The organism is Streptomyces sp. NPDC025806, assembly GCF_055558275.1.
This window is the reverse complement of record NZ_JBVHMU010000021.1, coordinates 25,981-51,055: the sequence shown is the minus strand read 5'-3', so window position 1 is coordinate 51,055 and position 25,075 is coordinate 25,981. Positions and strand designations below refer to the sequence as shown.

The following is a 25,075-nucleotide window of genomic DNA, read 5'->3' as shown; positions in this document are numbered from 1 at the left end:
GGCCGTCGGGTCACACCCAGCCGTGTCTGGCGATCTGCAGTCCCAGCTGGAAGCGGGTGTCCGCTCCGAGCAGCTCCTGCAGGCGGGTGACCCGGCGGCCCACCGTCCGTTCGGACACGCCGAGTTCGCGGGCGATCGACCGGTCGGTGAGCCCGAGGCTCAGCAGCCGCACGAGGTGCTGGAGGTCCTTCGAGCCGTCCCGTGCGAGGCGCTCGTCGGCGAGCGGCATCGACAGCTGCCAGTACGACTCGAACACGCGGCGGAGCCCCGCGACGAGCCGGCGATTGCGGATGTTGGCGACGTGCACCTCCTCGTCGCCGTCGACGGTGACGTTCGCGGAGACCATGTCGTCGACGATGACGAGATTGATCGGAACTCCGGGGAACACCCGCGCCTGTTCCCCGGCCGCCATGCACGTCTCCACCACCTCGATCGCCTCGGGGAACTCGAACAGCCGGCTGTCGTACACGGCCCTCACCACGACCCCGCGCGCCAACGCCTCGAAGAGACCGGCCGCGGTCGCGATGGGCCGGTCGTTGCGCGGCCCCAAGGTCAGCGCGTCGATACGCGCCGACGCGGTGGTGATCAGCTCTGCGTACTCCCGCAGCGCGCCCTCGCCGGTCGTGATGTCGACGCCCACGTCCGCCCGCCGGGACGCGTTCCACGCGTCCGTCAGCTCCTCGCCGATCTCCCGGATGCGCGCCGCCGACCGCGCGTACGCCTGCGCCGTCGCCTCGAGCGGGCCACGGGGCGCCCGCGCCTCGACCATCCCCTCGGCCTGCACGGCGAGGCCCGAACGCAGCAGCGGTCCGAGGGCCCGCTCGTCCGTCTCGGCCAGTGGCCGCCGTCCCGCGGTGGCGAGCCGCACATAGAGCGCCCGTGCCTCGTCGTCGAGCCCCAACGGCACCTGTTCCGCGGGCGGAACGGGCCGAGGAACACGCGCCGCCGCCACTGGATCCCCAGCCATCCCCACTCCTGCCGCCCACCCCGCCCCTGGCCCGGCCCGGCAACTGCCGACCGGGCCGTCAGTCTATGAGCAAGCCCTTTCTATGGGCCCCCGCGATGCGCGCGGTGATCACGCACGGCTCCGCAAAGAGGCGATCACGGTGCGGATGTCGGTGCGCGGGCCGCGGTTGTAGGGGAGCTTGGAGAGCATCAGGCCCATGGCGCAGGTGTTGCTGAGGGCGGCGAAGGTCAGTCCGGCGCCGATCGCGGTGCCGATCAGGTGCACGCCGGGGACGAAGAAGCCCACGACGCCGGTGACCAGGACGACGGAGCCGGCGATGAGACGGACCTGGCGCTCGAGTTCCCAGCGCTGCTCACCGCGGTCGACCGGGGCTCCGGACGCCTCCCAGGCGCTCATGCCGCCGTCGAGGACGCGCAGGTTGGGCAGGCCGGCCTCGGCGAGCGCCTGCTCGGCCTACGTGGCGCGGGCGCCGGAGCGGCAGACCAGCACCACGTCCTCGTCGAGGTGGTTGCGCAGTTCCGTACGGTGCTCCCGCAGGGTGTCCAGGGGGACGTTGTAGGCGCCGGGAATGTGGCTGGTACGGAACTCGCCGGGCGTGCGCACGTCCAGCAGGCGCGGGCCGTCGCCGCTGCCGATCAGGTGCTGGAGGGCGGCGGGGGTGAAGGTGGCGGCGCGCGTGGCGTCGGTCGTCATGAGAACTGCTCCATGGAAGCGAAAAGGGGACGGGGGTGATGGGTGGGGGACGGTTCAGGCTGCGGCGTGCGCGTTGAGCAGGGCCCAGGCGGTGTAGCCGCCCAGTACGTCGGACACGTCGTCGAAGCCGTGGTGGCGCAGCAGGCTCGCCGCGATGGAGGAGCGGTGACCGCCGGCGCAGTGCAGGACCAGCGGTCGGTCGCGGGGGATCTCGTCGAGACGGCCGGGCAGTTCGCCCAGGGAGATGTGCCGGGCGCCCTCGATGAAGCCGGCGTCACCGCGCTCGCCGCAGGTGCGGACGTCGACGACCACCGGCGGGTTCTCTCCCTCCAGTGCGGAGCGCAGCTGTGCGGCGGTCAGGCGGCCGGCCGGGGCGACCTCCTCGGCCATGGCGGCCAGAGCCTCTTCGGGGGCATCCAGATGTCCGGCCGCGCGGTCGAACCCGATCCGGGCGAGCCGCGTGACGATCTCCTCCTCACGGCCCTCGGGCGCCACGACCAGCAGCTCCGCGTCGAGCGGCAGCACGGTGCCGGCCTGCTCGGCGAACCGGCCGTCGGCCGGGACGTTGACCGACCCGCGCACATGACCGGCGGCGAACTCCTGCGGATCACGCGCGTCGACGACCACCGCGCCCGCCGCGCGCCGGGCCAGGAAGTACTCCGCGTCCAGCGCCCGCGGAGTACTCGCCGGGTCGAACAGCGCGCGCTCCCGGCGGTTGAGGTCCGCGTCGTAGGCGAAGTAGCCCGGAGCCGCCGACTGCCCGGCGGTGACGATCGCGACGAACTCCTGCTCGCTCATCGGCGCGCACGCGTAGTTCGTCGCCCGCTGCTCCCCGATCGTCGACTGCCGCTCGGTGGACAGGTTCTTGCCGCAGGAGGAGCCGGCGCCGTGCGCGGGGAACACGCGCACCTCGTCGGGCAGGCCCATCAGCTTGTGCTGCACGCTGTCGTGCAGCATCACGCCCAGCTCCTCGGCGCTCAGTCCGACCGAGGCCAGCAGGTCGGGGCGGCCGACATCGCCGATGAACAGCGCGTCACCGGTCAGCACCCCGTACGGGACCGTTTCCTCGGCGCGCTCGTACACCAGCACGCTGATCGACTCGGGGGTGTGCCCCGGAGTCTCCATGATCTTCAGCGTCACGTCGCCGAGGCTGATGGTGTCTCCCTCGGCCAGCGCGCGTATCGCGTACTCGGTCTCGGCCCGCCGCCCGTAGCCGATCCACGCGCCGGTGCGGGAGGCCACCTCCAGGTGCCCGGCGACGAAGTCCGCGTGGAAGTGCGTGTTGATGACACCCACCACCTCGAAACCGCGGGCCTCGGCATCGCTCAGGTACTCCGACACGTCCCGGCGCGGGTCCACGACCACGGCCCGGCCGGTGGTCTCGTCGGCGATCATGTACGACGCCTGGGACAGGCAGTCGAGGTAGTACTGCGAGAAGAACACGGATGCCTCCGGAGAACTGACGTGCTGGGATACCCCAGGGGGTATTACGTCTCCGAACGTAAACAGGCGGGCTTCGTCCTGTCAAATACCCCTGGGGGTATTGGAGCGCGAAGGAAGATCCCGATATGGATACCCCTATGGGTATGATGGAAGGAAGTGTGGAGGAGGATCACATGCAAGTGGACGAAGCATCGGTGCGGCCCGTCCTGAACCGGCTGCGGCGTGCTCAGGGGCAGCTGGCCGCCGTGATCGCGATGATCGAGGCGGGCCGTGACTGCAAGGACGTCGTGACGCAGCTCGCGGCGGTGTCCCGTGCGCTGGACCGGGCCGGATTCAAGATCGTCGCAGGTGGAATGCGGCAGTGCCTCGCGGGGGACGCCGACGCTCCGCCCATGACGCAGGAGGAGCTGGAGAAGCTCTTCCTGGCCCTCGCGTGACCAGCTGCCGGCTGCGCGACCTGTCCGGTCGGGCGCGGGCGATCCGCCCTGCGCCCGCGCCTCAGATGCCGTCCGTCAGTTCCTCCGCGTACACCTGCGCCAGCGGCTGCGGGCCCACGTACCGCTGGCAGTTGCACTGCCCGGCCTCGTAGCGCAACGGCTTCTTGTTCTCGTCCCAGGCGGTCGGAATCTCGACGCGCTCGTGGCAGCGGCCCTGCTTGTCGTGCTTGGCCAGATGGTGGGTGCAGCCGCAGATCGGCTCCGGCGGCCGGTGCGCCGCTTCCAGGGCCAGGCGTTCCTGCTGGGCCGCTTCCATGAGCTCCAGCTTCCGCTCGTGCCTGCTGCGCAGCGCCGTGCGGACGGTGTCGGCGAGCCAGGCGAATCCGCCCGTCCAGAAGATGATCAGTACCCACCAGAACCAGTCCATGGCCATGTCCCCCTGACGGCGTCGACCCGGCAAAAGCGGTCAGGGCAAGGATAGTTCGGGGTCCGCTCCGATGCGCTCCGTCAGCGCCTGCCGGAAGTGGGCGCACCGCGTGAAGTCCTCGTGGTCGCAGTCGAGGGCGCCTTCGATCAGCGCGAGCGAGGCTTGCGCGGCGGCGATGCGGGCCCTCAGCGCGCCAGCTTCCGCGCGCAGGGTGTCCCTTCGTCCGGCGGGGTCGGAGGCGGCGGCCAGTGAGCGGATGGCGTCCAGCGAGAGTCCGGCTTCCTTGGCGCGCAGGACGACGGCCACGCGGACGAGGTCGGCGGTGCCGTAGCGGCGGCGGCCGGCCGGATCGCGGGCCGGTGTGAGCAGGCCCGACGCCTCCCAGTGCCGCAGTACGTGCGTGGCCAGCCCGAACCGTTCGGCCACGGCGCCGATGCTCATCCACTCGCGTGCGGCGCCGGAGCCGCCGGACGTCGCGGGGTTGTTTGACTTCATGCCGACATTAAGTCGCAGCCTGGCCTCATGACCAAGGAAACGGCACGGACCCCGTCGCCCCCGGACGCCCTGATCGCCCTCCTCGACGCCGCCGACCTGCTGCCCCAGGCCCAGGAACTGCGCTCCCTCTCCTACGACCTGCTCCGCGCGAAGCCCGGGACGTCCGTGGTGGACGTCGGCTGCGGCGCCGGCCGGGCCGTCGCCGAACTGGGGGAGCGTGGCGTGCGCGCCCTCGGCGTCGATCCCGACGAACGCATGATCGACGTGGCCCGGCGGCGATGGCCGGGGGCGGATCTCCGGATCGCGGGCGCCTACGGACTGCCGCTGGAGGACGCGTCCGTGGACGGCTACCGGGCCGACAAGGTGTTCCACGAACTGACCGACCCCGAGCGGGCGTTGACGGAAGCACGCAGGGTCCTGGTGCCCGGTGGACGGATCGTGCTCCTCGGTCAGGACTGGGACACGTTCGTCATCGACTCCGACGCCCCGGCTCTCACCCGCACGATCGTGCACGCCCGCGCCGACCTGACCGCCGCTCCGCGTGCCGCCCGCCGGTACCGCGGACTCCTCCTTGACGCCGGCTTCGAGGACGTGGAGATCCAGGTGCGCACCGGGGTGTTCACGGGCCCGACGATGCTGCCCCTGCTCACCGGCCTGGCCGAGGGGGCCCGCGCCGCGGGTGCCGTCACGCGCGGACGGGCCGACGCCTGGATCGCCGAGCAGCGAACCCGGGCCGAGACCGACCGGCTCTTCCTGGCCCTGCCGATGTTCGTCGCGGCGGCCACCGCGCCGAAATGAGTACAGCGGCGGAGCGGCAAGCGCGAGGGATCAGGTGTCGCAGCCGATCCCGTTGCCGTCGCCAAGGCCACCCGAGGGCGGGAAGCACGAAGCGCTTGCGTGCCCCCGGGGGCGCGGGGCGGCACCCGCCCCCCCGGGGGGGCACCCATCCACCACCAAAGGGGGGCGCCTTGAGCAGTCCGTACATGCTTGGGCAGCCGGTTGCGGGCCTGACGGTCAGGTCGCTGACGCACCAGGCCGCGTTCCGGCCGGGAAGTCCTCCGGCGCGTCGCGTGAAGATCTGGCACATATAGGGGCAATATCTGGCATGCGTGATGATCGGGCCCCAAGGGCTTGCGACGCGGGGCGCGGCGATCACGCGCTCAGGGGCCGGTCCGGGCCCTCTTCTCCTGGATCGGCCCCTGCCCAGCGCTGGATCATCTGCCGCGGCGAAAGGACCGATCCCTGGTGGGCCGGCAACTGCGATCCCCGGACCGGCTCCGCCGCACGCGGGCACTCGCCGTCCTGATCGCCTGCCTCCTGCCGGCCACGGCCTGCTCGGGTGGGAGGGACTCCGGATCAGGGACGGGTACGCCCACGGCTTCGTCCACCAAGGGAGCAAGGCACTGCGAGCGCACGCTCGTCGGCGTGGCGCACCCCGATGACGACCTCTTCTTCCTCAACCCGGAGGTTCGGGAGACGATTCGCGCCGGGTGCCCGGTCGACACGGTGTACCTGACCGCAGGCGACGCGGGCAAGAAGAACCGGGTCACGGCCCTGGAGTACGTCGACCGCAGGGAGTACGGCGTACGGGCGGCCTACGCGGAGGCGGCGGAGGCCGCCAACCGCTGGGAGCGGGACGATGCGCGGGCCGACGGCCAGGCGGTCCGGTCCTACCGGCTCACGGACAAGGACCGGGACACCGATGTGCGGCTCGCCTTTCTCGGCCTCCACGACGGACTGCCGCGCGGCCAGTCACCGAACAGCCTGCTGAAACTGTTCGACGGAAGCCGCAAGAGCATCGAGTCGTTCGACGGGGGCCGGCGGTACACGGAGGACCGGCTGGTCGCGGTCATGACCGCCCTGGTCCGCAGGAGTCACGCCGCGCGCATCCTGACGATGGACGCGGACAACGCCTCGTTCGCCTTCGGCCTCGCAGGCGGAGTCGACCACAGCGACCACGGCATCGGCGCCCGCTACTTCCGCAGGGTCGGCTACACGCTCGGCATCCCCGTGACCTCCTACCTCGGCTACACCATGTCCCCGCTGAAGCCGAACCTCAGCCCGGCGCAGTCGGCGGAGAAGGAGGAGGAGGTGGCGCGTTCGTACGTCGCCCACAGGACCTGCCGTGCCACCGGGACCTGCGCCGAGGTCGCCCCGTACAAAGGTCCCCTGCGCGAGGACTGGCGTCTGTGGATCGACCGCCAGTACGAACAAGTGCGCAGGGGGCCGCGCCCGGGGGAGATCCTCGGCGACGTCGGACGCACCACGTACCACTCGGGACGGGACCCCGCGCAGTGCCTGCACGCCGCAGCAGGGCCCCGGAACGCGCGAGCGGTCGAGCTGCGCGGAGGTGACGGATCGTCCGCCCAGAAGTGGGACATCCGCCACGACGGCACCATCGGACCCCGCGCCGACCGAGGCTCCTGTCTGACGGCGAACGGCTCCGCGGCGGACCTCGAACCGTGCGCGTCCGGTGACCGGGACCAGCGCTGGGAACGCGAGCCGTGGAAGAGCGCGACCTGGAAACGCGCGGCCTGGCGGATCTCTCAGCACGGGCAGCGTTGTCTGTACCAGGACGACCGCGCCTTCCCCGCCCGCTGGAACGCCCACGACAGGCAGCACCCGCGGCTGGAACTCACCGCGTGTGGCACGCGGCCTCAGCCCGAGATGTACTGGCGCTGGAGAAGTTGACCAGCAGGGTCGCCGTCACCGGACCCTCATGGAACGGACGAGCTCGAGAGGACATCTGCGGATGAGTGACGGCGAGCTTGTTCCCGTTCGATGGCGGTGCACCTCGTGCGGAGCCGAGGCCGACGCGGAGTCCGACGTGTGCTGTGAGTCCGGTGAAGTCGCGGCGGACTCGGACGACACGGCGTGGCCGACGGAGGAAACCGAGGAGTAGAGGTCCAACCTTCCGAACGAGGTGAGATTCAGCGGAGGGAGCTGCTGCTCTTCTCCAGCTTTGTCGCCCCGGCGGGCACACGTCCCGAGGGCATTGAAGTCTCCGTGACGGTGTCCGCCTGGGGGGAGGAGGCGGCACCCGAGTCGATCGCCCAGCGGGCCACCAGGAAGGTGAGAGGGGTGGCCAGGATGCCGGCGGCCAGGGCCGCCACGTTCTTTCCCATCCCCAGGGAATGGACGCCCAGGAAGAGGAGTGCGCCGCTGGCCACCAGGTTGACGAGGCCCGACAGCGGGAAACGGAAGAACGCTCGCCAGGTGGGCCGCGTGCGGCAGGTGATGTACGTGTTCAGAAGGAACGAGCCGATGATGCTGACCGTGAACCCGAGGACATGAGCGGCCAGATAGGGAATCGAGCGATTGAGCGACGCGTAGACGGCCATGTAGACCGCCGTGTTGACGACGCCGATGGAACCGAAGGCGAAGAACTGCCGCAGAGTGCGAAGCCTTTTGACCCTCCGCTGCGAGCTCGCGTGCTGGACCGGGATTCCCGGTTCGCATGCTGTGCGGGTGGCGGAAGCCGGGGGAGTGGTCGGCGCTCCGGCGGTGTCCTTTTCGGTCTCGCGGACCACGTAGAGGGGGCGGCGCTTCGTCTCACCGTAGATGCGTCCCACGTATTCGCCGATGACGCCGAGCGTGGCCAGCTGGATTCCGCCCAGGGCCACGACGGCGGTCAACAGCGTGGCGAACCCCGGAACTTCCACTCCCTGGACGAGCACGGTCACGACGATCCAGAGCGCGTACGCGAATGCGGCCAGCGCCAGCGTGAGACCGATGTAGATGACCACACGCAGCGGTCGGCTGTTGAACGAGATCAGGCCGTCGATACCGTAGTTGAGAAGGCGGCGGCCGCCCCATTTCGAAAGGCCCGCGGCACGGCACACGTTCTCGTACGTGAAACTGACGGTGTCGAAACCGATCCAGGAGAAGATTCCCTTCGAGAACCGGTTCGCCTCCGGCAGGGCGAGGACGGCGTCGACCGCTCGGCGCGACAGGAGCCTGAAGTCACCCTCGCCGTCGACGATGTCGACGTCCATGCAGTGGCCGATGGCCCGGTAGTAGGCCGAGCTCGCCGCCCGGCGCAGGGCGCCCTCGCCGGAACGGTCGCGACGGGCGATGACCTGGTCGTAGCCGTGCCGCCGGAGTTCCAGCATGCGGTGCAGGAGACCTGGTGGGTGTTGCAGGTCGGCGTCCATGAGGACCACGTCCGCTCCGCGCGACATGCGCAGACCCGCGAGCATCGCGGCTTCCTTGCCGAAGTTCCGGCTGAAGGACGTGTACCGGACACGAGGGTCCGCTGCGGCGAGGCCGCGCAGTCGCGCGCGGGTGGTGTCGCCGCTGCCATCATCGACGTAACAGATCTCGAAGGACCGGTGCGTCGCTTCCAGGACCGATGTCAACGCACCGTGGAAGGTGTCGATCACCTCTTCCTCGTTGAAACACGGCACGACAATCGAGATCTGGCACACGTCCATTCGCCACCTCGGCCGGTGTGAGGGCAGTCCTTTCGAGCTGTCGACAGCATCATGACACCGCCTCATTAAGGCAACATAAAGCAAGGTGTGTCGGGTGAGAGGGCGGTAATTCTTCTCTTGAGTTCTCTCGTCGGAGCCGATCGCGGTTGTAGGTTTGCGCCGAGAAGATTGTCCTTCTTGGCTCGATGGGGAAGAGAGCGGACCGTGAGGCAAGCCCCGGAAGAGGCTGTTCGGAATCAGGCCTCAGAAGGCCGTGCGGAGGCCCGCACGACCTGGAACGGGAGCGGGGCAGTCGTAGGACTTCTGTCGTTCCTGCCCCTGGCCCTGCTCGGATTCGCGGCCTGGGCGGCCCGGTGGGTACGGCCCGGCGGTGACGACTGGTGCTTCATCCCCGTGGTGCACGACGGTGGCTTGTCGGGGATGGTGCACAAGTTCTACTTCCACGACAACGGGCGGCTCGTCAACGCCGTGTTGGTGTGGGCGTACGCGCGGTTCGACGTCGCCGGACAGCAGTGGTTCGCACCGATCAGCGCGGTCGTCATTCTGGCCCTGCTGTGGGTGTTCGTCTCGGCGGTTCTGAGCGCCGCACGCATCGCGGCGCCGCGAGGGGTTCCGTTCCTGGTGGCAGGGATGGCGACGGCTCTGTTCCTGTTCGGCTCCACCAACACGTACACGACGTTCTACTGGCCGGCCGCCTCCGTCTCGCACACCCTCCCGCCGGTCCTCGCCTGCGCGGCGGCCGTGCCCGCCCTCCGCGCCAGGTCGACGCGCGGCAGGGTCCTCGCACTCGTCACGGTCTTCGTCGTGGGCGGAATGCTGGGCACGCTCTCGGAGGAGACGAGCGTCGTCGTGCTCGCGGTGCTGGGGACGGTCCTGCTGCTCGGCGGGCGGCTCGTACCGGCCGGCCGACGACGCTTCCTGCGCCGGTGGTGCACGGCGGGCATCGCCGGGATCGTGGTCGGGACGCTGATCCTCTACACCTCCCCGGGCGCCGCGCACCGGCGCCGGGTGAAGGACGCCTCCACCATGCTCACCGCCGACTCGCTCGCCGGCTCCCTGCGCGTCTTCGCCCACATCGTCGTCACCTGCCTGACGACCTGGCCGTACGTGGGAGCCCTCGCCGTCGGACTCGTGCTCGGCCTGCTCGCACGCGGCCCCCTCAGCGCACGCGCCCTCGGGAAGAACGAGGCACTGCTGGCCGGGGCCGGAGCGTGCGTGCTGCTCGTGTCCGGCTACGTGTGCACGGTCATCACGTACCCGGTCTTCGGGCTCGGTGTCCTGGACAGACCCCGGCTCTGGAACGACTACGTCTTCTTCTACGTGCTGTTCCTCGTGCTCCTGGGCGTCCTCGCGGCACGGGCCTGGTGCGGCCGTACCCGCGGGACCGGCCCGGTCCTCGCCGCCGGGGCAGCGGTGTGCGTCCTCGTCTGCGCCTCCCTCGCCGTGTCGCTGGTGAACCTCGAATCGGACATGACCGCGCGAGCACACGCGTGGGACCAGCAGGACCGCTGGATGCGGGGCCAGGCCGCGCAGGGCGAGCGTGTGCTCCCGTACCACCGGCTGGTCATCAGTCACATGACGGAGCCGTTCGGCCACGGGCCGCACCGCTCGACCTGGCCGGCCACCTGCGTGGCCGACTACTACAAGGTCGATCGCATCTACCCGGCGAGCGAGCTGCCCTGACCACCTGACCGGACTCCGCGGTTCCGGCCCCTTGGGGCCGCCCGGCCGACGACTCAGGCGCAAAAGCGAATCGCGTCCTCCCAGGCGCCGGGACTTCGGTAGTGGTTCCTGTGCCCCGCGGCGAGCACATGGCGCAGTTCGGCGAGGTGCCGCGTGTCCGGTGGCAGAGTCAGCCGATCGAGGAGGGCCAGTGCGGCAGCCGGCTCCAGGTCGCCGTAGACGTCGTGGAAGCTCGTCAGGAGGCCGCGGAAGACGGCCGCGTGCAGGGCGGGGAGCAGCATGGCGGTCCGGTACGCCGGCTCCTTCACCGTCCAGCGCACCGGACCCGAGCACTCCAGAACGCGCCGAGCTCGACGGAGCGGGGCTTCCGATCGCTCGGCCACCACGCGGTCGATGTCGTCGCCGAGAACCTCGGCGAAGGCCGTCGCGGAGGTGGCGTGGTCCTCGAACCAGTCCACCCACAGCGAGTAGGTGACCGGCTCGGCGTCCCGGTCGGCCTCCAGGCGCCGGCGGTAGCCGTCCCACAGCACGTCGGCCGGCAGAGGGCCCTCGGCGTCCTCGTTCGCGAACCGCATCTCGCACGTGACCCAGTACGCGTCGAGGAGGTCCAGCAGCCCGAAAGCCAACCGCACTTGCCCGGCCGCATCCAGGTCTTCGGCGAACACGTCACCGGCCCAGGATCGCGCCACCTCGTCGGCCGACAGCAACGCGTCCGGCTTCGCGTCGCTCACCCACCCGCCGGACACCTGCCGGACGCCCTGATCCGCCAGCCAACGCCGCGCTGCCTCCTCGGCTCGCCTCTCCACCCGGGAAGTATGACAAGCCTCGCGGGATCCGCTCCGGCCTCAGTCGCCGCGGCGCACCACGTAGGCGGTGCCGACCGTTTGGGGTGTGGCGGAGTCGGCCCGGACCGCGAGGCGCGGCGCCGCCGTGGTGAGGAGGAACGACTTCGTCACGGGGCGCGCGCAGTCGAGGCGCTCGGCGGCCCTGACGGTGCCGGACACGGCCGTGAACGTGACCGTTCCCTTTCCCGCGCAGGCCACGTCCACGCGCAGCGCGGTGTCGGACCCGACGGTCTCGTCCAGATTCTGTCCGGGGATCGCGAGCGTCCCGGACGCGATGAAGTCGTCGCCGTCCATGCTCGTGCGGCCGGTGCGGTCGAGCACGCGGCGGGCTTCGCTGTCGAGCCGCTCGTGGTCGGGCCGGGAGCCCTTCCGCGCTGGGGACGCGACCGGAGCGCCGGCCGTCGTCCCGTTCGATGAGGAAGCCCTTGGTGTATCGGTCGAGCCGGAGCAGGCCGATGCCACGGCCGTCAGGAGGGCGACGGCGGCGAGAGCGGCGGCGGTACGGCGGGTGCGGCGGTACATGTGATCCCCCGAGCGGTGCAAGCCGGACCGGGCAGGTGCCCGGAACCTCGTGATGATGCCGTGCCGATCCCCGGACCGGAAGTGCCCGTCCAGGCCCGGTGGGTCCGAACGGGCGCTCTCTGTCGCCTGCTCGTCCTTAAACTCTTCAACCGGTGCTCGAACGCGGGACCGCTCAGACGAAGGAGGCTCGCGATGCGCGAACCCAAGACACAGGGGTCCCCGTTCGGCTGGACGGCCACGAGCGACGCGGAGGGCACGACGGTGTCCCTGCACGATCCGCAGGGGCAGTGCCGGGCGACCTGGAAGCAGCAGGAGCGGGAGGCCCGCCTGCAGGTCATCCGCCTCCGGTCGCAGCACCGGCACACGGTGTGGATCTCTGACGGCGCGCATCCGGTCGGCGAGGCGGCTGTCGACAACGGGCGGCCTCGTCCGGTGCGTCGTCGGGACCACGACGGGGCGATCGCCCTGCACGGCCGCAGGTACGACGTGCGGCACACGCGGCGCTGGCGCTCGACGCTGTCGCTGGACGGCCGCCTCGTCGCCGTCGGGCGCAAGGGCTGGTTCGGCCGGTCCGTGCTGCAGCGTTCCCAGCCCGTCGACCCGATCGACGAACTGGCCCTCGCGCTCTTCTGGTTCGCGGTCGCTCCGGGCCGGCCGGGCATGATCTGGATGACCTTCGAATCGGTCTGATCGCCCGAAACAGGGCGGAGGCCGTCCGGCCCCACGCGCCGTAAGGTGAGTTCCATGGCAGGCAACTCCCCTCCTCAAGGCGGTCGAGCGGAACGACGCAACGCAGGCGAGCTGGAGAGCGAGGTGCTGGCCGCCCTGTGGGCCACCGACGGAGCCCTCACGACGGCCGACATCCAGGCGCAGCTCGGCGACGACCTCGCCTACAACACGGTGCACACCATCCTGAAGCGCCTGCACGACAAGGGACTCGTCCTGCGGGACGCCGACGGGCGCCGAGGCTCGTACCGCCCGGCCACGAGCGCCGCCGAGCACACGGCGGACGCCATGCACCAGGCTCTCGACCGGGGCCCTGACCCCATCGCCGCACTGCAACAGTTCGTCACCGGCCTCAGCCCCGCCGAGGAACAAGCCCTGCGCGCGCTGCTCGGCGACCCGGACGGCCACGCCGAGGGGCCCGCGCGACTTCGGGACGGCCCATGAGGATCGACGTCTACATCCCCCTCGTCCTCTCCCTCCTGCTGGCGTCGATCGGCCCCGCCGTCGGCCGCCGCCTGGCGCCTGCTCTCGCGGCTCGGGCTCTGGCCACCGCCGCGGTGGTGACGGCCGCGGCCACCACCTGGGCGTTCGTCCTGCTCGCCACCACGCTCGTCGGCGAGATTCCGCAGGTCGCCGCCGAGGCCCGCGCGGACGGCCACCGTCTGCCGGAACCCGTCCCCGCGGTGATCGGAACCCTCGCCGCTCTGCTCCTCGTAGCCCTGATCCACCGCGTCTGCTCAGCGGCACGCACCGAGTACGTGACCCGGCGCACCCTGCGCGCCCTGTGCCAGGGCCACCCCGAGGACACCGAGCTCATCGTCGCCGCCTCTCCCGAGCCGCAGGCCTTCGCCATCCCGCCCACCGCCACCGGCAAGCCCGGCCGCATCCTCGTCACGGCCTCCATGCTCGCGGCCCTCGCCCCCGCCGAGCGCCGCGTACTGCTCGCCCACGAGCGAGCCCACCTCGCTCACCGGCACGCCGTGCTCTGCACCGCCGTCACCCTCGCCGCGGCTGCGAACCCCCTCCTCACGCCGCTCCGGACGACCGTCACGTATCTCGTCGAGCGGTGGGCCGACGAACACGCCGCCACGATCGTCGGCGACCGCGGTATCACCGCCCGGGCCCTGGCCCGGGCCGCGCTGGTCGCCCACCGTCCGCGCCCCGTGTGCGCGCTCGCCTTCACCGACCAGACCGTCACCCGTCGCATCACCGCACTCCAGACCGCCCCGCCGCCGAGCCTGCGCGCGCTCACCGCGGCGGTGCTCGTCCTCGGCATCCTCCCGGCGCTGGGTGCGGTCGCCGCCACCCACGACCTCTTCGAGCTCGTCGAGCACGTCATCACCTGACCGTCCCGGGGCGGAACGGGCGGGCGGCCGGACCGGCGGGCGGCTCACCCGCACGGCCGTATCCCCGTCGTCGGCAGGCAGTGGCACTCCACCCACCAGGCCCCTGCCGGGCCGGGTGAGGGGCGACGCGGACCGACGGGTCGACAGGTCGACGACCCTCCACCGTTTCCCTACGAGGCGTAGGGTTCCACTTGCCTGTAAGTCGTGACACCAACCACGGAGTCGATGGCAAGCATGGAGAAGACAGATCAAGACGCTCGGACGTGCAGCGCGAAGGCGACCGCGGTCCTGAGAGGTGACGGGCAGAGTCTGCTGCTCTCGTTCCTCGTCCGTCCGCCGGCCGAGAACGCCACCCTGATCCTGACGGCGCACGGATGCGGACACGCGGAGCTGCGCCTGCCCGCCGACCCGCTGGGCGGACATGCGTTCCAGGCACACCTGCCGCTGGAAGCGCTGCCCCCTGCTCGCGGCGCACAGAAGTGGATCTGGGACATGCACATCGACACGGGCACGGGCGCGCGGCCCGCCCGGCTGAGCGGAGGCCCGATCGGCCTTGCCGGCGCGTCACTTCCCCACGCGGAGGCGGACCGGCCGAGCTCGGGCGTCCGGGTGGAACCGTACGTGACGAGCCGGGGGCACCTCTCCCTCGCCTGCGCATGGGCGAGGAGCGCGGGTGACGTCGACGCCTGACGTCAGGATGCGGCCGTGGCGCTTCGTCGTGTGGTTCGGCGGCGTGAGCATGCTGGCGGACATCGTCTACGAGGGCGCGCGCTCGATCACCGGCCCGCTCCTTGCTCCCTGGGCGCCTCCGCGCTCGTGGTCGGGGTGGTCACCGGCGCCGGCGAGGCGGCCGCTCTGGGGCTGCGTCTGGTCTCGGGACCGCTGGCCGACCGCACGCGGCGGTACTGGGGTCTGGCGATCGGCGGGTATGCGCTGACCGTGGCGTCGGTGCCGCTGCTCGGGGTGGTCGGCGTGCTGTGGGCGGCCTGCGTCGGGCGCCCTGCTGACGCTGATACCGGTCGCGCGGCACGGCCGTCCCGCCTGAGCCCACTCGTGCCTTCCGGGGGCGCCGCCGCCTCAGGCGGGCAGGACTTCCTCCAGCGCCTCCACGACTTCGTAGGAGTTCGGGGTGGTCTCGGGGGAGAAGCGGGCGGCGACGGTGCCGTCGGGGGCGACGAGGAACTTCTCGAAGTTCCAGCGGATGTCGCCCTTGTGCCCGTCGAGGTCCGCGGTGCGTACGAGCTTCGCGTACAGGGGGTGCCGCCGGGGGCCGTTCACCTCGACCTTTTCGGTCAGGGGGAAGGTGACGCCGTACGTGGACGAGCAGAACTCGGCGATCTCCTCGGGGGTTCCGGGCTCCTCCGCCGCGAACTGGTTGCAGGGGACGCCGAGGACGGTGAATCCCCGTGCCGCGTACTTCTTCTGGAGCTGCTCCAGTTCGGTGTACTGCCGGGTGAGGCCGCACTTGGAGGCGACGTTGACGACGAGGAGCGCCTTGCCGCGGTACTGGGAGAGGTTCGCGGGGCCGCCTTGGAGAGCGTCGATCCGGACTTCGTAGAGGGACATGTCGGAGATGCTAAGCGCCACCGGGATTCCCCGGCTCACCGCACTCGGTGGGTCGCCCGCAGCGCGTCGTCAGACCGCGGGGGTGACGTAGGCGGAGGTCGGGTTGCGGAGGCAGGCGCGGCCTGACAGGGCCCCGATACGCGCGCGACAGCAGAGAATGTGACGGCTGATAGAGGAGATCGCCAAGGAGATCCGCATGGCGAAGTTCACCCTTGCCGAACTGGAAGAGGAAGAGCAGTCGTTGGAGCAGCTGCGCCGCCGGCATCGTGATCTGACCGCGCGGGACGTCTTCGGCGTGCCGGAAGCACCCGGCGCCGTCCGGCGGCTCAAGGAGTGCGCCGCTGCGTGCGAGGCCTCTGCGGAGCGGGTCTTCACCGGCCTTCACGACGGCGCGCAGGAGCAGACACCATGACGCGGTCACATAAAGGTGAAGCGCTCTCGAACCGCCAGATGTGGCCGCTCTACGCGGCCGGCTTCACCACGGCCTTCGGGGCGCACGGTATCGCCGCCACGCTCGGTGGTGGTGCCGAGGGCGCCGTCACCTCCCTGCTCGTTCTGGGCGGCCTGCTGGCGTTCTACGACGGCGCCGAGGTCGTGCTCAAGCCGTTGTTCGGCACGCTGGCGGATCGAGTCGGGGCCCGACCCGTTCTGCTCGGCGGCCTGGTCGCGTTCGCCGCCGCCTCCGCGACATACGCCGTGGCCGACAGCTCAGGGTGGCTGTGGGCGGCCCGGCTGGGCCAGGGCGGCGCGGCCTCCGCGTTCTCGCCGTCCGCCTCGGCTCTCGTGGCCCGGCTCAACCCTGCGGCGAAACACGGCCGCGCCTTCGGCTCGTACGGCTTCTACAAGTCCATCGGCTACACGCTCGGCCCGCTGCTGGGCGGCGTGCTCGTGTGGGGCGGGGGACTGAGGCTGTTGTTCGTCGTCCTTGCCGTGCTCGGTGCGGCGGTCGCCCTCTGGGCCGCGTTCGCCGTGCCTGCGGTGCCGCCCTTGCCCAAGACCCGGCAGACGGTGCTCGACCTGGCCCGGCGCCTCGTCGATCCCGTGTTCCTCACCCCGACGGCTGCCCTCGCCGCCGCGACCGCGGCGCTCTCCGTGGGCGTGGGATTCCTGCCGGTGTCCGGCCGTGTCGTCGGCTTGGGGACCATCGCCACGGGAGCGGCGGTGTCGCTGCTCGCCGCCTGTGCCGCGATCGTCCAGCCACGGGCGGGGCGTGCTCTGGACGCGGGGCGGCTCACGCTCCGTACCGGATTGGCCGTCGGCCTGATGACCACCGCCGCAGGCCTGCTCTGCGCGATGTTCCCCGGACTCGCCGGCATCCTTGTCGCTGCCGCGCTGATCGGCATCGGTACGGGACTGATCACCCCGCTCGGCTTCGCGGCGCTGGCCACCTCGACCCCTCGGGAAAGACTCGGACAGACGATGGGCGCGGCCGAACTCGGACGCGAACTCGGTGACGCAGGCGGTCCCTTGTTCGTTGCCGCCATCGCCTCGCTCGCCACGCTGACCTACGGGTTCGGCGCGCTCGCCGGGCTCATCGCGCTGGCCGGCGTCGCCACCTTCGCGTACCACCGTGCTGTGCCGGCCTCGGGCGAGACGCCCGAAAGGCCCTAGTTCTCCGGCCTGTCGCGGCACACTGCGGCGCGCCCGGTCAGCAGGGCAGGTCGAGGGAGACGGTCGTGCTGGACCCCGTGCTCGCCACCTGGGCCGTGCCTTGGTGGGCCGTGGCGACGGCGTGGACGAAGGCGAGGCCGAGACCGGACCCTTTCGTGGTGCGGCTCGCCTCGGCGCGGGCGAAGCGGTCGAAGGCCCGGGGAAGGAACTCGGGCGGGAAGCCCGGCCCCTCGTCGGTGACGGTCAGCCGCAGCCGACCGTCGTGCACGGTGGCGCTGATGCGGACGTCGCCCCGGCCGTGCCGAAGGGCGTTGTCGATCATGTTGCCGAGTGCGGGCCGCACCCAGCGGGCATCGACGTCGACGCTGCGGTCATCGGCCTTGACGACAAGCTGCCGGCCGGCGCGCACGGCGGTGCTCCGGTGGGACTCGACGGCCTCCTCCACGAGATCGGTCAGGTGAGTGGGCGCGCGGCTGATGTGGTCGCTGAGTTCTTCAAGGTCCAGCAGGGCGTTGGAGAGGTCGATGAGGCGCCCCACCTCGTGGTCCACGGAGCGCAGGGTCTCGGTGAGCTCGTCGGCGCTGCGGGGGCGGTGCAGGGCGACGTCGAGTTCGGCCCGCATCAGCGTGAGGGGAGTGCGGAGTTCGTGGCTGGCGTCGGCGACGAACCGGCGCTCGCGCTCGGCCGAGGCCTCGAGGCGGTCCAGCATGTGGTTCAGAGTGTGTCCGAGCCGGGTGATCTCGTCGTCGCGGTCTTTCGGAACCTCCAGGCGCAGGTGTTGGCGACCGTCGGCAAGAGCGGCGGCACCACTGCGGTAGCGCTCGACGGGCCGCAGGGCGGCGCGCGCGGTGCGGTAGCCGACGTAGGAGGCGGCGATCAGGGTGAGCAGGGAGGCGAACGCCAGTTGGGCCAGGAGTTCGCGCAGGGCCTCGTCGCGGTGGCCGCGACGGACGGCGGTCACCACGATCCGGGGCTGCCCCCGCGCCGTGACCCGCTTGGCCTGGAGGCGCATCGTGTCGGTGTCGATCGGCAGCAGCGAGCCGACGTCACGGCGCACCGTGGCCCCGTCGGCGACCGACTCCACCTCGGCAGAACTCAGCAGCCTCTGGTGGCGCACGGACCCGCTCGACCGGAGCAGGTGGCCGTCGGCGTCCAGGATCTGGCGCAGACTGCCGCTCGGGCCGGGAGGCAGCGGATTCCCGGCCCGTACCGCGTGGTCGAGGCTGCGCTGGTACTTGGCCAGGTCGTCGTTCAACTGCTGGTCCAGGGCGGTCTTCACCCGCCAGTAGACGAGTCCGGCCGTTCCGGCCAGGACCAGCGACATCGTGAGAGCCACGGCCAGCACCAGGCGCGTGACGACGGGCAGCCTCCGCAACCGCCCGCGGATGCGCCTGGGCAGCTTCACCTGGTCTCCAGGCGGTAGCCGCGCCCCCGCAGCGTGGTGATCGTCGTCCGCTGGAAGGCCCGGTCGACCTTGGCCCGCACCTTGGACACGTGCACGTCGATGGCATTGCTGCGCAGGTCCGTCTCGCCGTCCCAGACCTCGTCGAGGAGCATGAGCCGGGTGACGACGCGGCCGGCGTTGCGCATGAGCACGCGCAGGACGTCGAACTCGCGTCGGGACAGGTCCAGTTCGGTGTCGCCGCGCCAGGCGCGCTGCTGCTCGGGGTCGAGGAGGAGATCGCCGACCTGGAGGCGCCCGGTGCCCTCGGACCGACGCCGGTGGAGGGCCCGCAGCCGCGCCAGCAGTTCCTCCATGGCGAACGGCTTGACCACGTAGTCGTCGGCGCCGGCGTCGAGTCCGGCGACCCGCTCGGAGACCCCTCCGCGCGCGGTGAGCAGGATGACGGGGACGTCGATGCCCTCGTCGCGCAGGGTGCGGCACACCTCGATGCCGTCGAGGCCGGGGAGCATCACGTCGAGCACGACGGCGTCCAGGCGGGGATCTCGTGCGGCGGCGAGTCCGGACGGCCCGTCGTACCGGCCTTCCGCCGTGTTCCCGGACTCCGTCAGGTAGTGGACGACCAGGTCCGTGAGGCGCTTCTCGTCGTCGACGACCAGGTAGTGCATGCGGGGCAGGCTATCCGCCGGAGGCCGGGCCGCGGACGGCCGGCAGGGCTTCATGGTTCGTTCATGTGAAATCCCTACCTTCGTTCACGTCGCGGTGCCCCGCGGGCCGCGGACGGTCCGCTGCTGTGCGCCGTGGCGGAAGGGATTGTCATGCACGCAGGGGCCACCATGCTCGCCAAGGGCATCACCGACCACCTCGCCCCCTCGGACCTTCTGGCCCGGGGCGGGCTGGACGTCATCGCCCTTCTCATCCTGGTGGGCTGGCTCTACCGGCGTCGGCCCAGCGCCGGCGCGATGCCGCTGGTGCTGGCCGCGCTGAACGTCGGTCTGTTCGCCGCGATGAGCACGATCAGCTCGGGGAAGTTCCCGACCGGCGTCGGATTCGGGCTGTTCGGCATCCTCTCCCTGGTCCGCCTGCGCAGCGCGGCCTTCACCCTGCGCGACGTCGCGTACACCTTCGTGGCGCTGGTCGTCGCGCTGTGCACCGGTCTGCCGCAGCGCCAGACCTGGCTCGTCGTCGTCCTGGTCACGGCTGTCCTGCTGGCTGTCCTGCTGGTCGACGACCCCGCACGCCACGAGCCGCCGACCCGGACGGTGAAGCTCACGCTCGACCGGATCTACTCCGACCCCGCCCGCTCGCCGAGGACGTGGCCCTGCGCTTCGGACCGACCCCGCTGGCCGTCACGGTGGACGAGGTGGACTACGTACGCGAGACGACGCGGGTCTTGGCGAGCTTTCCCGTTGACGGCGCCGACCGCACACCGGCCTCCACAGAGCCGATCCTCCCGGTGGAGGCCGTATGAGCAGCGCATCGGCGTTCGCCGGGCAGCTCGGCCTGTCCGTGTTGCGCGGCGCCAGTCTGGCCGAGGTCGACGCCGCCGCCGCTCTTCAGCACCGTACGGACCGCAAGTACCTGATCCCCCTCGACCGGGCGCAGAACCTCGTCCGCGCGCTGGCCGGCAGCCACCACGTCCTCGACCTGGAGGGACGGCGCACGACCACCTACTCGAGCGCCTACTTCGACACCGAGCACCTGGCCGCCTGGCGGGCCCACGTCCAGCGCCGCCGGCACCGATGGAAGGTGCGCACCCGCCTCTACGAGGAGGACCGGCTGTGCCGCGTGGAGGTCAAGACCAAGGACGGGCGGGGCGCCACGGTCAAACATGCCCTGCGGGTGAGCCCCGCGGAACACGGTCGACTCGCCCCGTCCGCCGCGGAATTCGTCGACGATGTGCTGACGGGCGCGGGCGTCACTCTCAAGGTCGCGGAGCTCGCGCCCACCGCCGAGATCCGCTACGTGCGCGCCGCCCTTGCCGATCTCGTCCACGGCACCCGCGTCACCTTCGACGGCCTCCTCACCTGCCACCGAGGCGACCGCTCCGCCGGCCTCAGCCCGGGCCACGTCCTCGTCGAGACCAAGGGCGGCATCCGGCCGGCCCCGGCCGACCGGCTCCTGCTCCGCCTGGGCGGCCGGCCCGTCTCGCTCAGCAAATACGTCGTCGGGCAGGCCCTGCTCACCCCTGGCCTGCCCGACAACGACAGACGACGCCTGGCGCGCACCCACTTCACAGTGGGCCCACGCCCGCACACCGATGAACCCTGCGAAAGGAACGTCGCCGCATGAACACCCTGCGCGGCATCAAGTGGCCGTACGCCGTCATCGCTCTCGTCGACGTCGCCGCGGTCGCCTTCGGCCTCCTGCGACCGCAGACGAGCCCGGCCGCCACCGCCTCGGACGCGAAGAAGAAGCCCGGTGCCACGGACCGGATCAAGCAGAACCCGCCCCCCACGCTCTTCAGCGACGCCGAGATCGCCACGATCGGCCGTCAGGCGTCCGACCAGCACAAGAAGGCGGACGCCCTGTTCGCCCGGTGGAAGGCCGAGCACGGCACGACCCGCGACGACAAGGCGTTCGCCACCTGGGCAGCCGCGCAGGTACCGGCCCCGGTCGCGGCGAATCAGCGGGCCGGTGAGCTCCACCAGGTGCAGGCCCTTGCCAAGTCCCGTACGGCGGCGGGCCGGAAGGCCGCCACCTGGTTGGAGGCCAACGGCAAGAAGGACATCTGGAAGCTGTACCTGCACGATCAGCGCGAGTTGATTCCCGCGCAGCAGGGCAAGGCAGAGAAGCACGAGCTCAAGGCCGCGCTGAAGCTGGCCAAGACCATCAGCGACCAGGTCGCGGCGAAGGACAAGCAGCCCGCACCCTTCGTCACCGACCCCAGCCTGCGCCCGGACAAGCACCTCAAGCCCGGCGCGAAGGGCCCGTACTCCTACCCGTCCCGGCACGCCGCCCGCTCGGCCGCGGCCGTGACCTACCTGAGCGCCTTGTCCCCGCACCGGGCCACGGACTACGAGTGGATGCGCGCCGAGGTCCTGTACTCGCGCCTCTACATGGCCGGTCACGTCACGAGCGAACTGACCGCCGGAACCCTGCTCGGTGACCTGATCGGCGACTACGCCCTGGCTGTGCACGGCCACTGACGCGCCGTCCTTGTGGCAGGGCCGTCCGGTGAGGAGGCCGCGACCCGGTGCGCCACGACCACGCCGGCCCGGAGAGCGCTCAGCTGAGGCCGGAGGCCTTGAGGAGGGCACGGGCCGTCTCGGTGTCGATGTGGTGCGACAGCCGCTCGAGGTCGGCCGCACCGTGGTGGAGCGTGCCGAGTGCCCGAGCCGTTCCGGCGTCCTCTTCGAGCCGGAGCCACAGGGCGGGGTTGGCGAGGAGGACCTGGAGGTCGACCTCGGCCCGGGCGCCCGATGCGTCGCGCAGCAGGAGACGTTGTTGTGTTCCGCCCGGCCACCTGGCTGACGTCAGTCGGTCCGTGTGGACGGTCCGGGTGACGCACAGGCTCTGGACGGTGAGCACGCCCGGGGCGGCACTCACCCGGGCCGGCAGAAGGATCACCAGCAGGAGGACGGCCAGGGCCGTCCAGCCGAGCACGTGGAGCAGGGACAGGCCACGCGCCGTGGCGTCGATGACCAGCCCCGTCCCCCACAGCAGCCCCGCCGACACGAGGGCGGCGCGGGCGTTTCCGGGCCAGTCCGTGTCGTGCAGCACCTGCGACGCCGCCGAGCCGTCGGCGGGGCCCGGGCCGGGACGAGGAGTGGGGAGCGGAGGCTGCATGAGGCCGACGTTAGGCGCGCTCACACCCCGTGCGGCCGAACGCTGCGCACCCTTGACGCGGTGGCCGCCACCTTTGACGCCTCCCTGACGCGGTGGCCCGAAGGCGCGCTGCAACTTTCCGTCACTGGGGCAGCGTTCCGTCCGCCTCGTTCACACGGCCGCTCATGGCCGCCACGACGGTGGCGCGGAGGGTCAGCACCATGGTGAGCCCGCCGCCGGGGGTGTCCTCCGCGGTGAGCGTGCCGCCCATGGCCTCGGCGAAGCCGCGTGCGACGGCGAGGCCGAGGCCGACTCCGGCGCCGCGTGGAGCGTCGCCGTATCGCTGGAACGGGGCGAAGATACGGTCCTTTCCCTCGTCGGGGACGCCGGGACCGCGGTCCACGACGCGCAGTTCGACGCGCTCGCCGTGGGCGCTGGCCGCGACCAGGATCGGCACCCCGTCAGGCGTGTACTTGACCGCGTTCTCCACGATGTTGGCGACAGCCCGTTCGAGAAGCCCCTTGTCGACGGACACCATCGGCAGTGTTTCCGGGATGTCCAGGCGCACCAGGGGCAGGCTCTCGTCCGGGACGCCGCCGAGTGCCATCGGTACCACCTCGTCCAGGTCCGTCTCCCGGATGAGAGGGGTCACGGTGCCGGTCTGCAGACGGGACATGTCGAGAAGGTTGTCGACGAGGTGGTCGAGGCGGTCGGCGCCGACCTCGATGGCTTCGAGGAGGTCGGCCCGGTCGCTCTCGGACCAGTCGACGTCGTCGGCGCGGAGCGAGGAGACGGAGGCCTTGATGCCGGCGAGCGGGGTGCGCAGGTCGTGGCTGACCGCGGCGAGGAGTGCCGTACGGATGCGGTTCCCCTCGGCGAGCGTGTGGGCCTGCTCCGCCTCGGACTCGAGGCGTTCACGGTCGACGGCGACCACGGCCTGCGCGGCGAAGGCGGCCAGTACCCGGCGGTCCTCGGCGGGCAGGATCCGGCCGGACAGGACGAGCGAGGTGTGGTCGCCGACAGGCATGTCGACGTCGGCGTCCTCGGGGCGGCGCAGATCGGTCTCCGGGCCCACCCGGCCCGCGCAGGTCCACGGCGCGGTGTCGGTCTCCCGCTCCAGGAGGGCTGCGGACTCCATGGCGAACGTCTCCCGTACGCGTTCCAGGAGCGCCTGCAGTCCCGTCTCGCCGCGCAGCACGCTGCCCGAGAGGAAGGAAAGGATCTGCGACTCGGCGCGCAGCCGGGCCGCCTGATGGGTGCGCCGGGCGGCCAGGTCGACGACCGACGCCACCGACGCCGCGACGCCTACGAAGATGGCCAGGGCGAGGATGTTCTTGGGGTCGTTGATCGTCAGCCTGTGGACCGGTGGCGTGTAGAACCAGTTCATCAGCAGGGAACCGAAGGCTGCCGACGCGAGGGCCGGCAGCAGACCGCCGAGCAGGGCGGCAGCCACGGTCACGGCGAGGAAGAGCAGCATGTCGTTGGCGAGACCGAGGTTCGGCGCGACGTTGCTGATCAGCGCGGTGAGCAGCGCCGGGCCCACGATGCCGATGGCCCAGCCCCACAGGGTGCGGCCGCGTCCGACGCCCGCCCGTGAGGCGGGGGTGAGGCCCCGGCCGCTGCCGATCTCGTCGTGCGTGACGAGGTGGACGTCGAGGTCGGGCCCGGAATCGCGGGCGACGGTGGCGCCGACGCCGGGGCCGAACATGTACTGCCAGGACTTGCGGCGCGACACACCCAGCACTATCTGGGTGGCGTTGACGCCGCGCGAGAAGTCGAGCAGAGAGGTCGCCACGTCGTCGCCGACGACATGGTGGAACGTGCCGCCGAGATCCTCCACCAGCGTGCGTTCGAGGGCGAGTTCCTTGGGCGAGGCGGCGGTCAGACCGTCGCTGCGGGCGATGTAGACGGCCAGTACCTCGCCGCCCGCTCCCTTCTCGGCGAGCCTGGCCGCGCGTCTGATCAACGTACGTCCTTCGGGGCCGCCGGTGAGGCCGACGACGATGCGCTCGCGTGAGCCCCAGATCTTGGAGACGCGATGCTCGCTGCGGTACTCCTGGAGGTACTCGTCGGCCCGGTCGGCGACCCACAGGAGCGCCAACTGCCGCAGGGCGGTGAGATTTCCGGGCCGGAAGTAGTTGGACAGGGCCGCGTCGACCTTGTCCGGCGTGTAGATGTTGCCGTGGGCCATGCGGCGGCGCAGCGCCTGGGGCGACATGTCGACGAGTTCTATCTGATCGGCGCGGCGCACGAACTCGTCCGGGACGGTCTCCTTCTGCCGCACTCCGGTGATGGACTCGACGACATCGCCCAGCGATTCGAGATGCTGGATGTTGACCGTCGACACGACGTCGATGCCGGCGGAGAGGAGCTCCTCGACGTCCTGCCAGCGTTTGCTGTTGCGGGCACCCGGGACATTGGAATGCGGCAGCTCGTCGATCATGGCGACCCGGGGGCGCCGCGCCAGCACGGCGTCGACGTCCATCTCTGTGAACGCTGTGCCCCGGTACTCCAGTTGCTGCCTCGGCACCTGTTCGAGACCGTGCAGCATCACTTCCGTACGCGGCCGGTCGTGGTGCTCCACGAACGCGACCACGCAGTCGGTCCCGCGCTCGACACGGCGGTGAGCCTCGGACAGCATCGCGTACGTCTTGCCGACACCAGGTGCCGAACCGAGGTAGATCCTGAGCTTGCCGCGCGCCATCTGCTCG

The 25,075-nt window shown here is 71.2% G+C and carries 24 protein-coding genes and 2 pseudogenes; 13 read left to right on the top strand and 13 right to left on the bottom strand.

The features are described from left to right. Positions 1–10 precede the first annotated feature (10 nt). The 3 genes and pseudogenes from ACZ4E1_RS34315 to ACZ4E1_RS34305 form a co-directional block, all read right to left on the bottom strand. Positions 11–967, bottom strand: coding sequence for a helix-turn-helix transcriptional regulator (locus tag ACZ4E1_RS34315; protein WP_467546880.1), 957 nt, complete (start codon positions 965–967; stop codon positions 11–13). Positions 968–1,075: 108 nt separating this feature from the next. After that, a pseudogene (locus tag ACZ4E1_RS34310) lies at positions 1,076–1,660 on the bottom strand (rhodanese-like domain-containing protein). Positions 1,661–1,714: 54 nt separating this feature from the next. After that, on the bottom strand, positions 1,715–3,103 hold the full coding sequence (locus tag ACZ4E1_RS34305; protein WP_467546878.1) for an MBL fold metallo-hydrolase: 1,389 nt from the start codon (positions 3,101–3,103) through the stop codon (positions 1,715–1,717). Between the two features lie 173 nt (positions 3,104–3,276). Between ACZ4E1_RS34305 and ACZ4E1_RS34300 the strand changes: the two genes are divergently transcribed. After that, the gene (locus ACZ4E1_RS34300) at positions 3,277–3,540 is read left to right on the top strand and encodes a metal-sensitive transcriptional regulator (protein WP_467546876.1); all 264 of its coding nucleotides are present in this window, start codon (positions 3,277–3,279) and stop codon (positions 3,538–3,540) included. Between the two features lie 61 nt (positions 3,541–3,601). Here ACZ4E1_RS34300 and ACZ4E1_RS34295 read toward each other — a convergent pair whose 3' ends face one another. Both ACZ4E1_RS34295 and ACZ4E1_RS34290 read right to left on the bottom strand, forming a co-directional pair. Beyond that, entirely contained in the window at positions 3,602–3,967 is a 366-nt protein-coding gene (locus tag ACZ4E1_RS34295) for a hypothetical protein (protein ID WP_467546874.1), read from the bottom strand. A 39-nt stretch (positions 3,968–4,006) separates the two neighbouring features. Continuing rightward, entirely contained in the window at positions 4,007–4,462 is a 456-nt protein-coding gene (locus ACZ4E1_RS34290) for a MerR family transcriptional regulator (protein WP_467546873.1), read from the bottom strand. Positions 4,463–4,489: 27 nt separating this feature from the next. Between ACZ4E1_RS34290 and ACZ4E1_RS34285 the strand changes: the two genes are divergently transcribed. Together ACZ4E1_RS34285 and ACZ4E1_RS34280 are read left to right on the top strand one after the other, a co-directional pair. Then, the gene (locus ACZ4E1_RS34285) at positions 4,490–5,260 is read left to right on the top strand and encodes a methyltransferase domain-containing protein (protein WP_467546871.1); all 771 of its coding nucleotides are present in this window, start codon (positions 4,490–4,492) and stop codon (positions 5,258–5,260) included. Positions 5,261–5,887: 627 nt separating this feature from the next. After that, positions 5,888–7,153 (top strand): ricin-type beta-trefoil lectin domain protein, encoded by a 1,266-nt coding sequence (locus ACZ4E1_RS34280; RefSeq protein ID WP_467546869.1) that lies wholly within the window; start codon positions 5,888–5,890, stop codon positions 7,151–7,153. Positions 7,154–7,392: 239 nt separating this feature from the next. Here ACZ4E1_RS34280 and ACZ4E1_RS34275 read toward each other — a convergent pair whose 3' ends face one another. Beyond that, complete coding sequence (locus ACZ4E1_RS34275) at positions 7,393–8,895, bottom strand: glycosyltransferase (RefSeq protein WP_467547007.1); 1,503 nt, start codon at positions 8,893–8,895, stop codon at positions 7,393–7,395. A gap of 420 nt (positions 8,896–9,315) precedes the next feature. On the opposite strand from ACZ4E1_RS34275, the gene ACZ4E1_RS34270 reads away from it, so the two are divergent. Beyond that, a complete protein-coding gene (locus tag ACZ4E1_RS34270) occupies positions 9,316–10,578 on the top strand; it encodes a DUF6056 family protein (RefSeq protein ID WP_467546867.1) in 1,263 nt (420 codons plus the stop codon). A gap of 53 nt (positions 10,579–10,631) precedes the next feature. Here the strand turns inward: ACZ4E1_RS34270 and ACZ4E1_RS34265 are convergent, their stop codons facing one another. Next, a complete protein-coding gene (locus ACZ4E1_RS34265) occupies positions 10,632–11,309 on the bottom strand; it encodes a hypothetical protein (protein WP_467546865.1) in 678 nt (225 codons plus the stop codon). Positions 11,310–11,423: 114 nt separating this feature from the next. Then, entirely contained in the window at positions 11,424–11,945 is a 522-nt protein-coding gene (locus tag ACZ4E1_RS34260) for a hypothetical protein (RefSeq protein ID WP_467546863.1), read from the bottom strand. 192 nt (positions 11,946–12,137) lie between these two features. Between ACZ4E1_RS34260 and ACZ4E1_RS34255 the strand changes: the two genes are divergently transcribed. The 4 genes from ACZ4E1_RS34255 (at position 12,138) to ACZ4E1_RS34240 (ending at position 14,707) form a co-directional block, all read left to right on the top strand. Further along, positions 12,138–12,635, top strand: a complete 498-nt coding sequence (locus ACZ4E1_RS34255) for a hypothetical protein (RefSeq protein WP_467546861.1) — start codon at positions 12,138–12,140, stop codon at positions 12,633–12,635. A gap of 54 nt (positions 12,636–12,689) precedes the next feature. Then, on the top strand, positions 12,690–13,115 hold the full coding sequence (locus ACZ4E1_RS34250; RefSeq protein WP_467546859.1) for a BlaI/MecI/CopY family transcriptional regulator: 426 nt from the start codon (positions 12,690–12,692) through the stop codon (positions 13,113–13,115). Next, positions 13,112–14,017, top strand: a complete 906-nt coding sequence (locus tag ACZ4E1_RS34245) for a M56 family metallopeptidase (RefSeq protein ID WP_467546857.1) — start codon at positions 13,112–13,114, stop codon at positions 14,015–14,017. The genes ACZ4E1_RS34250 and ACZ4E1_RS34245 overlap by 4 nt, the downstream gene beginning before the upstream one ends. A 234-nt stretch (positions 14,018–14,251) precedes the next feature. Continuing rightward, on the top strand, positions 14,252–14,707 hold the full coding sequence (locus ACZ4E1_RS34240; protein WP_467546855.1) for a hypothetical protein: 456 nt from the start codon (positions 14,252–14,254) through the stop codon (positions 14,705–14,707). 387 nt (positions 14,708–15,094) lie between these two features. Here the strand turns inward: ACZ4E1_RS34240 and ACZ4E1_RS34235 are convergent, their stop codons facing one another. Continuing rightward, positions 15,095–15,583: a glutathione peroxidase gene (locus ACZ4E1_RS34235; protein ID WP_467546853.1), complete on the bottom strand. Its 489-nt coding sequence runs from the start codon at positions 15,581–15,583 to the stop codon at positions 15,095–15,097. A 166-nt stretch (positions 15,584–15,749) separates the two neighbouring features. On the opposite strand from ACZ4E1_RS34235, the gene ACZ4E1_RS34230 reads away from it, so the two are divergent. Together ACZ4E1_RS34230 and ACZ4E1_RS34225 are read left to right on the top strand one after the other, a co-directional pair. Then, positions 15,750–15,995, top strand: a complete 246-nt coding sequence (locus ACZ4E1_RS34230; protein ID WP_467547005.1) for a Chromate resistance protein ChrB — start codon at positions 15,750–15,752, stop codon at positions 15,993–15,995. A 38-nt stretch (positions 15,996–16,033) separates the two neighbouring features. Then, positions 16,034–17,194 carry an MFS transporter gene (locus ACZ4E1_RS34225; protein WP_467547003.1) on the top strand — a complete coding sequence of 387 codons (1,161 nt, stop codon included), beginning with the start codon at positions 16,034–16,036 and terminating at the stop codon, positions 17,192–17,194. Between the two features lie 37 nt (positions 17,195–17,231). On the opposite strand, the gene ACZ4E1_RS34220 is transcribed toward ACZ4E1_RS34225, so the two are convergent. Then, the gene (locus tag ACZ4E1_RS34220; protein ID WP_467546851.1) at positions 17,232–18,599 is read right to left on the bottom strand and encodes a sensor histidine kinase; all 1,368 of its coding nucleotides are present in this window, start codon (positions 18,597–18,599) and stop codon (positions 17,232–17,234) included. After that, positions 18,596–19,264, bottom strand: coding sequence for a response regulator transcription factor (locus tag ACZ4E1_RS34215; protein ID WP_467546849.1), 669 nt, complete (start codon positions 19,262–19,264; stop codon positions 18,596–18,598). Before ACZ4E1_RS34215 ends, ACZ4E1_RS34220 begins: the two co-directional genes overlap by 4 nt. A 150-nt stretch (positions 19,265–19,414) precedes the next feature. On the opposite strand from ACZ4E1_RS34215, the pseudogene ACZ4E1_RS34210 reads away from it, so the two are divergent. The 3 genes and pseudogenes from ACZ4E1_RS34210 to ACZ4E1_RS34200 all read left to right on the top strand — a co-directional run. Then, a pseudogene (locus tag ACZ4E1_RS34210) lies at positions 19,415–19,834 on the top strand (DUF4956 domain-containing protein); the annotation flags it as partial. Positions 19,835–20,063: 229 nt separating this feature from the next. After that, on the top strand, positions 20,064–20,888 hold the full coding sequence (locus tag ACZ4E1_RS34205; RefSeq protein WP_467546847.1) for a polyphosphate polymerase domain-containing protein: 825 nt from the start codon (positions 20,064–20,066) through the stop codon (positions 20,886–20,888). Further along, positions 20,885–21,745, top strand: coding sequence for a phosphatase PAP2 family protein (locus ACZ4E1_RS34200; RefSeq protein ID WP_467546845.1), 861 nt, complete (start codon positions 20,885–20,887; stop codon positions 21,743–21,745). Before ACZ4E1_RS34205 ends, ACZ4E1_RS34200 begins: the two co-directional genes overlap by 4 nt. 79 nt (positions 21,746–21,824) lie before the next feature. Here the strand turns inward: ACZ4E1_RS34200 and ACZ4E1_RS34195 are convergent, their stop codons facing one another. Continuing rightward, on the bottom strand, positions 21,825–22,385 hold the full coding sequence (locus ACZ4E1_RS34195; protein WP_467546843.1) for a hypothetical protein: 561 nt from the start codon (positions 22,383–22,385) through the stop codon (positions 21,825–21,827). A gap of 121 nt (positions 22,386–22,506) precedes the next feature. Continuing rightward, positions 22,507–25,068, bottom strand: coding sequence for an ATP-binding protein (locus ACZ4E1_RS34190; RefSeq protein ID WP_467546842.1), 2,562 nt, complete (start codon positions 25,066–25,068; stop codon positions 22,507–22,509). Positions 25,069–25,075: the final 7 nt, after the last annotated feature.

Excerpts from the sequence above, each read along its gene's own strand:
- ACZ4E1_RS34285 (WP_467546871.1), top strand. The coding sequence starts at position 4,490 with ATGACCAAGGAAACGGCACGGACCCCGTCGCCCCCGGACGCCCTGATC.
- ACZ4E1_RS34245 (WP_467546857.1), top strand. The coding sequence starts at position 13,112 with ATGAGGATCGACGTCTACATCCCCCTCGTCCTCTCCCTCCTGCTGGCG.
- ACZ4E1_RS34260 (WP_467546863.1), bottom strand. The coding sequence starts at position 11,945 with ATGTACCGCCGCACCCGCCGTACCGCCGCCGCTCTCGCCGCCGTCGCC.
- ACZ4E1_RS34235 (WP_467546853.1), bottom strand. The coding sequence starts at position 15,583 with ATGTCCCTCTACGAAGTCCGGATCGACGCTCTCCAAGGCGGCCCCGCG.
- ACZ4E1_RS34250 (WP_467546859.1), top strand. The coding sequence starts at position 12,690 with ATGGCAGGCAACTCCCCTCCTCAAGGCGGTCGAGCGGAACGACGCAAC.
- ACZ4E1_RS34270 (WP_467546867.1), top strand. The coding sequence starts at position 9,316 with ATGGTGCACAAGTTCTACTTCCACGACAACGGGCGGCTCGTCAACGCC.
- ACZ4E1_RS34190 (WP_467546842.1), bottom strand. The coding sequence starts at position 25,068 with ATGGCGCGCGGCAAGCTCAGGATCTACCTCGGTTCGGCACCTGGTGTC.
- ACZ4E1_RS34290 (WP_467546873.1), bottom strand. The coding sequence starts at position 4,462 with ATGAAGTCAAACAACCCCGCGACGTCCGGCGGCTCCGGCGCCGCACGC.
- ACZ4E1_RS34295 (WP_467546874.1), bottom strand. The coding sequence starts at position 3,967 with ATGGACTGGTTCTGGTGGGTACTGATCATCTTCTGGACGGGCGGATTC.
- ACZ4E1_RS34195 (WP_467546843.1), bottom strand. The coding sequence starts at position 22,385 with ATGCAGCCTCCGCTCCCCACTCCTCGTCCCGGCCCGGGCCCCGCCGAC.
- ACZ4E1_RS34255 (WP_467546861.1), top strand. The coding sequence starts at position 12,138 with ATGCGCGAACCCAAGACACAGGGGTCCCCGTTCGGCTGGACGGCCACG.
- ACZ4E1_RS34215 (WP_467546849.1), bottom strand. The coding sequence starts at position 19,264 with ATGCACTACCTGGTCGTCGACGACGAGAAGCGCCTCACGGACCTGGTC.
- ACZ4E1_RS34200 (WP_467546845.1), top strand. The coding sequence starts at position 20,885 with ATGAACACCCTGCGCGGCATCAAGTGGCCGTACGCCGTCATCGCTCTC.
- ACZ4E1_RS34315 (WP_467546880.1), bottom strand. The coding sequence starts at position 967 with ATGGCTGGGGATCCAGTGGCGGCGGCGCGTGTTCCTCGGCCCGTTCCG.
- ACZ4E1_RS34205 (WP_467546847.1), top strand. The coding sequence starts at position 20,064 with ATGAGCAGCGCATCGGCGTTCGCCGGGCAGCTCGGCCTGTCCGTGTTG.
- ACZ4E1_RS34300 (WP_467546876.1), top strand. The coding sequence starts at position 3,277 with ATGCAAGTGGACGAAGCATCGGTGCGGCCCGTCCTGAACCGGCTGCGG.
- ACZ4E1_RS34275 (WP_467547007.1), bottom strand. The coding sequence starts at position 8,895 with ATGGACGTGTGCCAGATCTCGATTGTCGTGCCGTGTTTCAACGAGGAA.
- ACZ4E1_RS34240 (WP_467546855.1), top strand. The coding sequence starts at position 14,252 with ATGGAGAAGACAGATCAAGACGCTCGGACGTGCAGCGCGAAGGCGACC.
- ACZ4E1_RS34225 (WP_467547003.1), top strand. The coding sequence starts at position 16,034 with ATGTGGCCGCTCTACGCGGCCGGCTTCACCACGGCCTTCGGGGCGCAC.